The following is a 12,909-nucleotide window of genomic DNA, read 5'->3' on the forward strand; positions in this document are numbered from 1 at the left end:
CTTCTAAATTTAAGGTAATATTTAATTGAGCCATAATAATCTTCCTTTCAATGTTTGTCTGTCAACTACATTGTACCAAAGAGATTATTATGGTTTTTTACTTTTACACAATTATATGGGCTTTATCGCGCGCGACTAAATAATAGATGAAATCCACCTCAAATTGATGATTTGAGGTGGGTTTTTTGGTTTTCGGGGCGTCGTGTGGTGGCACGACGCTCCGTATTTTCGTTTGCGGTACGTCGTGAGTGAGCTCGACACTACGCATTTGAATTTGCGGTACGTCGTGGGCGATCACGACACCACGGAAACAGATTTGCGGTCCATCGCGCTGAGTCACGATGAACCGCAAGGTCATTTTTAACCAATAATATAGATACTTACTGCTGATATAATACAGAACACTCCTAGAATGGTCATCGCAATTGAAGTGAGGTTCCATTTTTTGTCGTTTTTATAATAAATTTCCCAGGCAGTATAGAGTTGTGGGATTGAAACAGCAAAAAGTAGTAGTGAAGTGAAGATATGCCTTGATATGAGGTCATTCATTTGTGCAATAAATGCTCCAATGATGATAACAGCACTGATACCTCGTGTAATTGAATTTAGATTGTTCACTTGTCTCACCTCTTTGCTTTCATTCTAACATAAACTGAAAATAATGAGGTGAGACACTGTGAACACTTACTTACGCGTCTAATTTGAAATGCTTATTAAATTTAACCTATAATGAATGTAAGGCAAACATAATTAAGTTGGCTTTGCAGGGCGTCGTGAGTGAGCACGACGCTACGGAAATTGACTTGCAGTACGTCGCGCCTCGTCACGACGCCCCGCAAGCCCAACAAATAAACATTTAAGGAAAGGAGTTGACTAATGTCTTATTTAAGAAATGCGATTAATAATATTTTTTCTTCATTTGATTTTCAAGGTTTGCTAGAAGATGGACTTAGCGCTATCTTCCGGATCGTATTGACCGTCGCTGCTTTATGGCTTGTACGGGTGTTAGTTGAGAAAATTATTACAACTTACTTTGAAAACACAAAGCGCTTTAAGTTTTATAATTTTTCAAGAAACAATACGATTCAACGACTATTGCTGAATATCGTTCTTTATACATTTTACTTCTTCGTTGGTTACAGCGTACTTTCAATACTTGGCATTCCAGTGGGAACTTTAGTTGCTGGAGCTGGGATTGCGAGTTTGTCGGTTGGTTTAGGAGCGAAGGATTTAGTTTCAGATTTGGTGAATGGTTTGTTTATCTTGATTGAACACCAATTTGATGTGGGTGATCACATCGCCATTAACGGTTATGAAGGGCGCATTTACAGTATTGGGGTGCGAACTACGGTGATTCGCGATTATAACGGGATTCATCATTTTATACCCAATGGAAATATTCAAGAATTGTCAAATCTGTCGCGCGAAGCAGTCCGAATTGATTTGGATTTATTGATTCCCACAGATATTAACTTTGCGGCCTATGAAGAGTTACTTAAAGACACTTACCGTCAAGTCATCGAGTCCGATGATCAAATTAATGACACGACGGAATTTATTGGCTTGATGAAAGACAAACACGGACGACTCATCTATAAAATACGGATTTGGGTTAAAGACGCTGATGATGTGGTTGACGTCGAGGGACGTTATTACAAGTTATTCGCCGATGCTTTAAATGAAGCAGGCCATCCAATTCCAATGAGTGAATTGTCACGCATGAATACAATGGTTCAAGTTGAGAAAGAAAATGCAGATGATATATTTTCTTAAAAGCAAAAGACGCCTGAGATAGGCGTCCTTTTTTATGCTTGTGCTTCGATTTTGTCGGTTAGTTTCCTTGTGAAACGGTTTGAAAAGAAATCAATCAACGGACCAGCCAGGAAACCAGTGATGAAGGTTGAAACGCCAACTGGACCCCCAAGAATCCACGCAGTAATTACAACAATTATATCTTGAATCATTCTGACAGTTTTGTAACTCGCTGAAACGCGGTCAGTGATGACTGGCGCTATCGCATCATAGGGTGATACCCCAAGATCAGCGTCCATATATAAAGCGACACCGAAAGTAAAGATTAAAATCGCGACCACTGTAATTAAAAGCTGAACGATAAAGGCAAACTGAGTTGGGTCTATGAATGACTCTAACATGCTGATAAAGAATTCAATCATGTAACCAACAAGCACTAAGTTAAAAATCGTCCCCCAGCCAATAATCTTCCGGTCAAAAAACAAAATAATTGCCAAAATCGCAGCATTGACAAATAACTGATAATTCCCCAAAGTAAAGCCAAGTAACTCACTCGCACCTGTGTTAATCGCAGTGAATGGATCCAAGCCCATATTCATTGTTTGGCTCAATGCAGCCCCAAAACTGATGAGGGTAATACCCATTAAAGACATTAACGCCTTCCATATAAATTCTTTCCCATTTATTGAAAACATAAATAGCTCCTTAAAATTTAGTTTTATCTCTATTCCTTAAGGTTAATACAATTGGAGGTAAATATGCAACTGATTCGATTATAAGTGCTGTTACAATTCAAAAAAATGCCTACTAAATCTTTAGATCTAGTAGGCATTATTGACTATTTAAATACACTGTTCAGATCCTTTCTCAACATCATGTGTCAATTTATTCACTTTCTTTTGGTCTTACTACTAATACGTCACACGATGCATGACGAATAACATTTTCCGATACAGATCCCATAAAGAATCTTTCAACGGCACCCATACCTCTCGCACCCATGACAATTAAATCAATATTCTCGCGTTTTGGAATATCTTCAGCAATGACATATTTTGGAGATCCCATCTCAAGGATTGTCTCAACATCTGTTAAGCCACGCCCTGTCGCTAAATCCTTCGCATCGCTCATCACACGGTTACCTAGGTCTCTTAATGCATCCCTAAAATGAATATCCGAACTTGATGTCGCTTGGATTGCTCGTGTATCTAATACATGTAAAATAAATAGTTTGGCATTATTCCGTTCAGCAATTGCTACGGCTTTATTCAAAGCCAACTCAGCGCCTTCAGATCCATCTGTCGCAACTAATATGCGTTGATACTCATGTAACATTTTACACACCTCCTGTATGTCTTATATATTTATTATAACACATAATGAATGCGCTTACTTAAGAGAAGCTTAATATTTCTATAAAATGGATATTATTTTAGATAGTGACTTGTTTATAGTAGAATTTAGTTAAAAGGAGGAGAGATGTGTCAAAGAATTGTGGCAATTTCAAACTCGAGCGCATTTTAGAAAGAGGGATCCAAATATGAAAAAGAACGCACTCAAACGCATTCTGGTGTCAATACTATTCGCTGCGGTACTATTTGCCGGCTTTAGCTCTGCAGTAACCGCTGAAGAAGCAACTGAAAGTGTTGATACTAGCAACTACGCACCTGGTTTATTCTATCCCTATTATGATCACATAGGAGTTGGCATGGAATTTGCGCCTTTTACCTTAACTTTAGATTATGAACCTGATGAAGACGGGATTTACCAAGTCAGTCGTGCCAATACAGGTAATACTGTCTCTTATGTCTATCAATTGACTGAAGATGGTGTCATCGAATTAGCTTACTACCCAAATTCGTACGAAGGCGAAGACTTCCGTTATCACGAAGACTCCCTAGATGAGCAAGTCGCGACATTCTTCCCAGCAGAGTTAGCGGCTGGAGACACATTTACAAGAGGTTACCGCGATGAACTAGAGTTTACAGTCACGGATATTCTCGCTGAACATGAAGTTGAGGGTGAAACGTATCATGATGTCTTAGTGATTGAATCGGTTATGCCAGAGGGTGAGGTACAACGATACTACTACGCCCCTGAAATTGGTGAAATCGCTTCTGAATATATCTTTGATGACGAAGGAAATGCTATTACCACTGCATTGAGTGAATATGGAGAAGTTCCAGTTGAATAATTTGTATGAGTCAATTGCAAATAAACAAGGGGGCTGACAGTTAATCATTGTCGGCCCCCTTGTTAAAGTTTTATAGATCGGATTTTAGTTTACGAATAACGCACTCTGCTCTCCTGCTTGGCGACCAAAGATAATTATATCAGCTATAGCATTTCCGCCAATGCGATTTGATCCGTGAACACCACCACTTGCTTCACCAGCTGCATATAAACCAGTAATTGCTTCATCAGCTTCATTTAATACTTGAGCGTTTGTGTTAATTTTTACCCCGCCCATTGTATGGTGAATTCCTGGCGCAATTTTTATTGCGTAAAAAGGCGCTTCTTCTAATGCAATCTCCATACCCGTTGTTCTTCCAAAGTTATCATCAGTTCCGTTTGCTACACTATCATTCCAAATCGATAGAGTTTGACTCAATACTTCTGGATCCAATTCTATAGTAGTAGCTAATTCCTCAATAGTATCTCCAACTTTAACCAAGCCCATTGATTCATACTGATCTATGGCTTTCACTCGCCCTCTTAGTGCTTGGTCGAAAATTACGTAAGCAGATGAATCTGTTTGAGATAAGATTGCTTGTGACACTGCATCACGTGTATCTAATTCATTAAAAAATCTCTCGCCCTCTTTATTAACCAAAATAGCACCTTCACCTCGTACTGCTTCAGTAATTAAATATGATGTCTCTTGCTCAACTGTTGGGTGAATTTGTATTTGATCCATATCTACTAACTGAGCGCCAACTTCTTGGGCCATTACTAAGCCATCTCCGGTCGCTCCTTCGTGATTCGTCGTAACAAATCCTTCTAAATCCGGATTATTATCTGTAACCATTTCTAAGTTACCGCCAAAACCACCCGTTGCAATAATTACAGCTTTTGCATTCACTTGATGTTCATTACCTTCAATATTAACTTGGACACCAGTGACTACTCCGTCTTCTTCTAGTATTTCAGTGACATTGGCATTTACGAAAGTTGGAATTTCACGTTCAAATACATTTCGTTGTAAGCCGTCCACTAGATATCCTCCAATTGCTGATCCATCTTCAGGACGATGAGCTCTTGGTACACTCATACCTCCTGTAGTGGTAATACTACTTAAATTGATACCCATAGAGTCTAACCACTCTATTGCTGAAGCAGAATTATCTACTAAATAATGAACTAACTCTTCATCGTTTGTATCGTGTCCGCCTGCCATTGTCTCTTCAAAAAACAATTCATTTGAATCTTCTATACCTTCAGCTTCTTGGAACTTAGATTCAGATGCATTCATTCCAGCTGATGATTTCAGAGTATTTCCACCTAATATTGGCATTTTTTCGAATATGGCCACATTTGATCCAGCATCTTTGGCAGCAATTGCTGCAGCCATTCCTCCTCCACCAGCACCAATAACTATGACATCATATGATTCTGCTAAATCATCTGGGTGTGTAAAGTCTGCTGTGACTTCCGATGCTCCAGTTTCTGCATCTGTTTCGCTATCTTGTGCACTAACGTTCAAACTACCTACTATACTGCTTAATACTAAACCCATAATCAATACTGACTTCATTATCTTACAAACGAACTTCATACTTTAACCCCTTTGTGATTTAATACACATATTATACATATTAATGAAAGTCATTTCAATATGTTGAATAAATAAATTTTATAACTTATGTCGGAATATTTCGGTTTTACGTACTAATGTGTATTTTTTTGATTAAATCTGCAGTCCTTTTCAATTCGAATGCGCATTAAACACATCTAAAAAATAAACCAAACACCTTTAAGTGCTTGGTTCGTTTTACTACTGATTCATTTCCCATTGTTCTACTAATGCTTGATACACGGCTTCAGTCTCTGCTTGCGTCGTTTGGTTAAAGATCAACCACCCTGGTGACTCCCCGTCACTAAACTGAATATCGATGTGGTAAGGATGACTGTCATAGATGAAGAGTTCTACTGGTCCGTAACCCTCTAAGTTAAAATGACCAAAGCGTTTCTCCATTCCACCAAAACCATTTGTGCGTGAGCCTTCTAACGGACCTTCATTTAATTCAATCGATTCGATTTGGTCATAGGCCACTTCAAGTCCGTACATCGGTGCTTCGACGGCAACCGTATCTGCTTGGATTGAAACATCATATTCTGACAGACTCATCATCAGAACGAGCCCAATAATACCGACGACTAAGATTCCGAGGATCGCCATAATGACCTTTCCAGCTGGATGAGCGACATTAATTGTCGTACCCATTCCGGATATACGTTTAGGCACGAATAATCTGGAATCATTTGGATTATAGTAGGCACCCCATTTATACTGGCCTTCTTCTTCAGGCATTTGCCATTCCGCTTGATCAAAAAATGTTGCTTGGAGGTCTTTATTTTTCTGAGTTGTTCGGGCCATTAAAGCAACAATGGCTAGTAAGAACACACCCAATAATAGGATTAGCCACAGATCCGATGGATTAAAGAGAACGAGTGCTGTGAAAGCAATAAAGAAGATATTGACCATTAAACTCATCTCCAAGTAACTCACCGCATTATTTCTTTCAAAATGACGCATGTAAGCTTGGGTCACTTCACTATCTTTGGACACAAACGGCGTCTTACTGCTAATCACCATATCATAAGACAAGGGTATCACGATGAGCGTTAGCGGTACAAGGATTAAAGGCAGAAGGAAACTTCCTGAACTTTGAGCGACCCATGCCATGATTACTGGCACCCAACTCAGTAACCAAATGAGCCATGCCCATTTCTTGCTTGGCGCTGCTTTTCCTTTTTCTCGGGTCACACTGATATCGACCACGCGTTTTTGTGTTTCATATATCCAACCCTTTTCCTGCTTTAAGGCCATGAATTTTCTCTGCCAAATCGACACCGGCACATAAGATAAGACAAAATAACTAAATAATATGAGTATCCACATAAAATCGCGCAACCCTTGGAATAGATCCAAACTCACCAAGAATGACAAGCCAATAAAGACGGCTCCTATAATTAGTTGAGTCACTCTAAACTGGCGTTGTAATGTCTTAACTTCATCTGTTTCAGCATGTTCTGGCGCAAAAGACAGGCCAAATATTTTGAAATTTTGGTAACTGACGGCGTAATTCATCATCATTACAAAGACTAGGATTAGAATAATCGTCATTAAAATCATTGATTCTCTCTCCCTTCAATTAAATTTTCTAACATCGACACGACTTTTTCTTTAAGAGCTTGATTATCTTCCGTCTTGGCTAAGCCTTCTGCCAAAGTCACTTCCAGTCGTTTTAAATACTCACTTTCAATCATATCATCTGGATTCTCCCGCACTTTTGTTCCAACTCGGCGGTCCACTACAATAATTCCCTCACGCTTCAACGTTTGATAAGCCTTGTTCACTGTCATTGGGTTGACGCCCAAATCTTGAGCAAGTTGTCTTGCGCTTGGTAAATTTTCTCCATATTTTAAATCCCCGCGGCCGACTCCCAAAACAACTTGATCGCGGATTTGCTGATATATCGGTGTTTCCGCTGATAAATCTATCTCCATTAACATATTCTCACCCCTTCGATTCACTTCTTTCCATCTTCCTTAGTTGTATTATATCATATAATACACCATATACACAAATCACGATAAAAAATAGAGCGTTTAGTTAAAAACGCTCCATCTCATTGCTTACACCGCTTGGATAAAGTTACCAATATTAACTGCACCTAGAATTAGAATCATAATAAAAATATAAGTTCTAAATTTGTCAGTGTCTATTTTGTTGTAAATTTTTCTTCCGATATACATGCCTAAAGCAACGACTGGAACTGAAAAGGCGAAGTAAATAGCCACATCCCAATTCCAAAAGCCACTTAAAGCATGACCGGAAATAACAAATACGCTCGAGATCAAGAAATGAGATTGAACTGTTCCTAGAAACTGACGTGGCGTCCAATCACGGGCCGCAGCATAAAGTACCACTGGAATACCGTTCATATTATAGGCACTCCCTAACATACCGCCTAGAAATCCGAATGGATAAGAGTAATTTGGATTTTCAAATTTTGCTTGTAAGTATTCTCGACGCGCGGGTGAGGCCGTGAGTGAATACATTGAATAAATCACTAAGACACTCCCTAAAATCAAGTTAATCACTGACTGTTCTGCAAAGCGAACTAGGATCAGTCCAACCGGAATCCCGATGATTGTTGCGAGTGTTAATTTCTTAATCACGACTGGATCTTTATCTTTCCAACCTCTTTGAATTGACATCAATGCAGTTGTCATCCCAGTCAGACCAATTAATGACACCGATACTGAAAATGGAATCGGTAGTAGCGCTAATAATGGCATACTTACAACTGAGTCCCCAAAACCAAAGGTTGCACGCATGAGTGAGCCTAAAAAGACCGCTCCAACAACCATTAAAATTAGAGTATAATCCATCAAATAACCTCTTTCACTTATATTTCAACTCTTTGAGTGTAGCATAGACTAAAGGGGGCGTCTATTAAGGAAAGGGGCATTTAGACAACAAAAAGCCCGAACACCCCCCATGTTCGAGCCTTCTTAAATTAAGCTTCTAAATCTTCGCCATTTGTTGCGATAACTTTTTTGTACCACTCAAATGAATCTTTTTTCGAACGGTCGAGAGTTCCGTTCCCTTCGTTATCACGGTCAACATAAATCATTCCGTAACGTTTTTTCATTTCACCGGTAGTAAATGAAACTAAGTCAATAATTCCCCAAGGAGTGTAACCCATTAATTCAACGCCATCATAATCGACTGCTTTAATTAACTCTTCGATATGGCCTTTTAAGTAGTTAATACGCTCTGGGTCATGGATGCTGCCGTCTTCTTCAACCGTGTCTACTGCTCCAAAACCATTTTCAACGATGAATAAAGGAACTTGATAACGATCCCACAAGCGATTTAATACATAACGTAAACCAACAGGGTCAATTGTCCAGCCCCAATCACTAGCTGATAAGTAAGGATTGTCAACTCGATAAGGAATCTTACCATGAACGTTTGCTTCCTCATCTTCACCTTGCCCGCTATTAATATCAACCGCATTCGACATGTAGTAACTGAACCCTAGATAATCAACGGTTCCATTAGCTAAAATATCTGCGTCACCGTCTTCCATTGGAATATTCAGGCCTTCACGTTCGAATTCTTTTAGAGCATAGTTTGGATAGTAACCATTTACTTGAACATCTGGGAAGAAGTAACGTAGACGCATTGATTCTTCAGCAAGCATCACGTTTTTAGGGTCTGAATTGATTGGATAGATTGGAATATGAGAAACCATTGCGCCAATTTCAAAATCCGGATTAATTTCTTTACCAATCGCAACAGCTTTTGCACTTGCTAAAAGAACATTATGCGCAGTTGTATACATGACTTCTTTAGGATTCTCGCCTTCTTTAACTTGAACCCCGACGTTCGTCCATAAGAAGATTGGATTCGAATAATCCATCATGTTATTAATTTCATTGAAAGTCATCCAATATTTTACTTTATCTTTATAACGGTTAAATACAACTTCAGCGAATTTTACAAAGAAATCAATGACTTTACGGTTTCTAAATCCACCATATTCATGAGCCAAATGCAGCGGCATTTCAAAGTGAGTTAAGGTAATCACCGGTTCGATACCATGCTTTAATAACTCATCGAAAAGATCATCATAGAATTGTAGACCTTCTTCATTCGGTTCTGCTTCGTCACCTTTTGGAAAAATACGCGTCCAGTTAATTGACGTACGGAACGCTTTTAAGCCCATCTCAGCGAATAACGCCACATCTTCTTTATAACGATGATAGAAATCAATCGCCTCATGGTTTGGATAGTATCTTCCTTCTTCAACGGTTTCAGTAATTTCACGTGGTTGCCCATTGGCACCTGCAGTCATTACATCCGCAACGCTTGGCCCCTTACCGCCTGCATTCCAGCCACCTTCTAATTGATGGGCAGCCACTGCCCCGCTCCATAAGAAATCTTTTGGTAATTTACTCATGAATATATCCTCCTCTTTCTTTGTCAATCATCATTCTATTAAAAAATATTGACCAGTACGGATATAATTATAATTATACCCGTACACTTTGTCAAGGTGAAGCTTCTATGGTATATTAGTGTTGACAAACAAACTAAGTAAAGGACTAATAACATGCTTAAATACGAATACATAGCCAAAGAAATAATGAACCTGATTGAAGACAAAGATCTTCGTCAAGGTGACAAGTTACCAAGCTTAGATGAGCTTGTGAGTCAATTCGAAGTCAGCAAGAATACAGTCATCAAAGCTTTAGATGAATTACAAAGTCATGGTCTCATTTACCAAGTGCGAGGTAGCGGGATTTTTGTGCGCGGTCGTCGCCAAAAAGGGTATATTAACATGATGGAAATTCAAGGTTTCAACAGCATGCTGCGTGAATTTGACCTCACTTCAAAAGTTTTAGAACTGAAAGAAGTCATCCCGTCTGAAACCGTTCAGGCCCATCTACAAATCGACGCTGATCAACCAGTTTATTATTTGAAGCGACTCCGTTATATTGAGGGGCGCATCTTCTGTATTGAAGAATCTTACTTTGATAAAAATATCGTGATGTATTTGAATGAACAAATCGCTGAAGAATCCGTATTTAATTACTTAACAAACAATCTAAAACTGCAAATCAGTTTCTTAGACCATTACCTCAGAGTTGGTAAATTAAATCAACAAAATGCCGCTTACTTAGAATTACAAGAAGGCGACCCAGGCATTCAAGTCGAATCGATCTTTTACTTGGCCAATGGTGTGCCGTTTGATTATTCAAAAATTATCTACCATTATGAAGAATCGCAATTCTTTATCCAAGGAAATAGCTACTACAACTTAATGAACTAAAAAAGAGCAGGTACCTTACGAATCCATTGATTCTAAAGTACCTGCTTTTGTTAAATTTAATGTTCTGTCTTTCGGATTAACCAGTTAAAGATTAATTGTGTAATAAATACGATGATTAAGATTAACACAGTAGCGACTAGGATAACGTCCATACGACTACGTTGGTAACCTCTGGCAATAGCCATCGTACCTAATCCACCCCCACCAACAGTTCCGGCCATCGCTGTTAAACCAATGACATTAATAACTGTTGAGGCACTTACACGTAATAACGCTGTTAAACCTTCGCGTAAATAAACACGCGTAATAATATCAAAACTTGATGATCCCATGGCCTCAGCGGCTTCAACCACTCCTGGATTAACCTCTAATAAGGCGATCTCAACTTGACGAGCAAAGAATGGAATCGTACTTACAATAATTGGAATTGTTGCAGCTGTTGGTCCAATCGTTGTTCCAACAATTGCTCTTGTTACATTAATTAATAAGGCCAGTAAGATAATAAATGGAATTGATCGGAAGATATTCACCAGTGAATCTAAGACCTTATAAACGACTTTATTCTCTAAAATCCCATTGAAACCAGTCACTGTCATAATAATACCCAGTATCAAACCGATTAAACCACCGATTCCAATAGATACGAGCATCATATAAACTGTTTCCCAAATGGCTTCCACAAATTCTTCTCTTAATTCCCAGGCATATGGAATGTGTGTTTCTAAAAATGTAACAATACCTGACGACACTTCTTTCGAACTACTTCCAATTGTTAAGACTAATTCGCTCATGTTATCCCTCCCTCTTCACGTATTCTTTTACTAAATCATTAAATCTTTGTGTACTGACATCACTATTTTCAAGATGCTCAATCACTTTATCAACATTCTCTGATGTCCCTTCGACTGCGATTAACATATTCCCAATCGGTGTATTTTGTAAAATTTCCACATGTCCGTAAAGGATATTGACGTTTACATCAAATTCGCGTACTAAGTTACTTAAGATGGGTTTCGTTGTTTCATCTCCAACGTAACTCAAGCGAATAATCTCACCATTCTCATCAATGTTTTGTATCATTGGATGCGTGAGGACTAAACCGATTTCTTGGTCAAAGTGAGTGGCTGTATTAATAAATTCTTTTGTTAATGATTTTTGAGGATTTGTGAACATATCAACGATTGAACCTTGTTCTAATACATGCCCGTCTTCCATAACAGCTACGCGGTGACATAGGTCTTTGACTACAGACATCTCATGTGTAATAATCACGATGGTTAAACCTAATTGTTCGTTTAATTTGCGTAATAAATCTAGGATTGACGATGTTGTCTTGGGATCCAAAGCACTTGTTGCTTCATCACATAGCAGGACATCTGGATCATTCGCTAAGGCACGCGCAATCGCGACACGTTGTTTTTGACCTCCAGATAATTGACTTGGATAATTATCTGTCTTCTCTTCTAAACCAACGAGATCTAATAACTCAGCCACTTTATGAGCGACCTCATCTTTACTCAAGCCACTTCCTTTTAACGGAAAAGCGACATTATCAAAAATTGTACGCGAATCCATTAAGTTAAAATGTTGGAAAATCATTCCAATTTTTTTACGCGCTCCACGTAATTCTTTCTTACTTAATTTTTGCATTTCTTGTCCATTTACCGTAACCGTTCCTTGTGTGGGTGGCTGTAGTAAGTTAATCGTACGTACTAAGGTACTTTTACCTGCCCCACTGTAGCCAACAATTCCGAATATTTCACCGCGATCAACTGTAATATTCACGTCTTTAACCGCCGTGACAACTTTGTCATCATTACTAAAAATAACATCGATATCTTTTAGTTCAATCAATTTTTTATCCTCCTATCTATACAAAAAAAACACATTCATCTCTTTAAAAAAGGACGAATGTGCATAAAAAGTTCGTGGTACCACCTTAATTCGCCAAACCATTACTAGCCTAGCCTCATACAGTACAAATCTCTAAGAAAATATTTATACTGCGACGATGTTAACGGTTGTTTCCGTTCATTCTTACTTATCTTCAGAATGACCGCTCCATGGCCATGTTCACAAGCTATCTCTT

At 38.7% G+C, this 12,909-nt stretch carries 13 protein-coding genes and 1 other annotated feature (1 of these 14 only partly in view); of the genes, 3 read left to right on the forward strand and 10 right to left on the reverse strand.

The window, feature by feature from the left end:
* Nucleotides 1-360: 360 nt before the first annotated feature.
* Nucleotides 361-618 carry a hypothetical protein gene (locus tag ACEN31_RS00485; protein ID WP_138403861.1) on the reverse strand — a complete coding sequence of 86 codons (258 nt, stop codon included), beginning with the start codon at nucleotides 616-618 and terminating at the stop codon, nucleotides 361-363.
* Nucleotides 619-876: 258 nt separating this feature from the next.
* On the opposite strand from ACEN31_RS00485, the gene ACEN31_RS00490 reads away from it, so the two are divergent.
* A complete protein-coding gene (locus tag ACEN31_RS00490) occupies nucleotides 877-1,773 on the forward strand; it encodes a mechanosensitive ion channel family protein (RefSeq protein ID WP_407089797.1) in 897 nt (298 codons plus the stop codon).
* Between the two features lie 32 nt (nucleotides 1,774-1,805).
* On the opposite strand, the gene ACEN31_RS00495 is transcribed toward ACEN31_RS00490, so the two are convergent.
* Both ACEN31_RS00495 and ACEN31_RS00500 read right to left on the reverse strand, forming a co-directional pair.
* A complete protein-coding gene (locus tag ACEN31_RS00495; RefSeq protein ID WP_407094507.1) occupies nucleotides 1,806-2,447 on the reverse strand; it encodes a YczE/YyaS/YitT family protein in 642 nt (213 codons plus the stop codon).
* 190 nt (nucleotides 2,448-2,637) lie between these two features.
* Nucleotides 2,638-3,087 (reverse strand): universal stress protein, encoded by a 450-nt coding sequence (locus ACEN31_RS00500; protein WP_407089795.1) that lies wholly within the window; start codon nucleotides 3,085-3,087, stop codon nucleotides 2,638-2,640.
* 205 nt (nucleotides 3,088-3,292) lie between these two features.
* On the opposite strand from ACEN31_RS00500, the gene ACEN31_RS00505 reads away from it, so the two are divergent.
* Nucleotides 3,293-3,946, forward strand: coding sequence for a hypothetical protein (locus tag ACEN31_RS00505; RefSeq protein ID WP_407108290.1), 654 nt, complete (start codon nucleotides 3,293-3,295; stop codon nucleotides 3,944-3,946).
* Between the two features lie 84 nt (nucleotides 3,947-4,030).
* Here ACEN31_RS00505 and ACEN31_RS00510 read toward each other — a convergent pair whose 3' ends face one another.
* From ACEN31_RS00510 to ACEN31_RS00530, 5 genes are all read right to left on the reverse strand, one after another.
* Nucleotides 4,031-5,527, reverse strand: coding sequence for a flavocytochrome c (locus tag ACEN31_RS00510; protein ID WP_407101792.1), 1,497 nt, complete (start codon nucleotides 5,525-5,527; stop codon nucleotides 4,031-4,033).
* 219 nt (nucleotides 5,528-5,746) lie between these two features.
* Complete coding sequence (locus tag ACEN31_RS00515) at nucleotides 5,747-7,108, reverse strand: DUF5808 domain-containing protein (protein WP_407094169.1); 1,362 nt, start codon at nucleotides 7,106-7,108, stop codon at nucleotides 5,747-5,749.
* Nucleotides 7,105-7,488, reverse strand: a complete 384-nt coding sequence (locus ACEN31_RS00520) for a GntR family transcriptional regulator (protein ID WP_407108291.1) — start codon at nucleotides 7,486-7,488, stop codon at nucleotides 7,105-7,107. Before ACEN31_RS00520 ends, ACEN31_RS00515 begins: the two co-directional genes overlap by 4 nt.
* Before the next feature lie 123 nt (nucleotides 7,489-7,611).
* On the reverse strand, nucleotides 7,612-8,370 hold the full coding sequence (locus ACEN31_RS00525; RefSeq protein ID WP_407094170.1) for a sulfite exporter TauE/SafE family protein: 759 nt from the start codon (nucleotides 8,368-8,370) through the stop codon (nucleotides 7,612-7,614).
* A gap of 128 nt (nucleotides 8,371-8,498) precedes the next feature.
* Nucleotides 8,499-9,947, reverse strand: a complete 1,449-nt coding sequence (locus tag ACEN31_RS00530; RefSeq protein WP_407108292.1) for a 6-phospho-beta-glucosidase — start codon at nucleotides 9,945-9,947, stop codon at nucleotides 8,499-8,501.
* A 153-nt stretch (nucleotides 9,948-10,100) separates the two neighbouring features.
* Here ACEN31_RS00530 and ACEN31_RS00535 point away from each other — a divergent pair, with 153 nt between their 5' ends.
* Entirely contained in the window at nucleotides 10,101-10,820 is a 720-nt protein-coding gene (locus ACEN31_RS00535) for a GntR family transcriptional regulator (RefSeq protein WP_197103029.1), read from the forward strand.
* A gap of 56 nt (nucleotides 10,821-10,876) precedes the next feature.
* Here the strand turns inward: ACEN31_RS00535 and ACEN31_RS00540 are convergent, their stop codons facing one another.
* A complete protein-coding gene (locus ACEN31_RS00540; RefSeq protein WP_380706316.1) occupies nucleotides 10,877-11,557 on the reverse strand; it encodes a methionine ABC transporter permease in 681 nt (226 codons plus the stop codon).
* Between the two features lie 55 nt (nucleotides 11,558-11,612).
* Nucleotides 11,613-12,674, reverse strand: a complete 1,062-nt coding sequence (locus ACEN31_RS00545; protein ID WP_138403872.1) for a methionine ABC transporter ATP-binding protein — start codon at nucleotides 12,672-12,674, stop codon at nucleotides 11,613-11,615.
* Between the two features lie 46 nt (nucleotides 12,675-12,720).
* Nucleotides 12,721-12,909 (reverse strand) — a binding site (T-box leader); it runs 71 nt beyond the window's last position.

The organism is Ruoffia sp. FAM 26255 (assembly GCF_045528525.1).
GTDB classification, from domain to species: Bacteria; Bacillota; Bacilli; order Lactobacillales; family Aerococcaceae; genus Ruoffia; species Ruoffia tabacinasalis.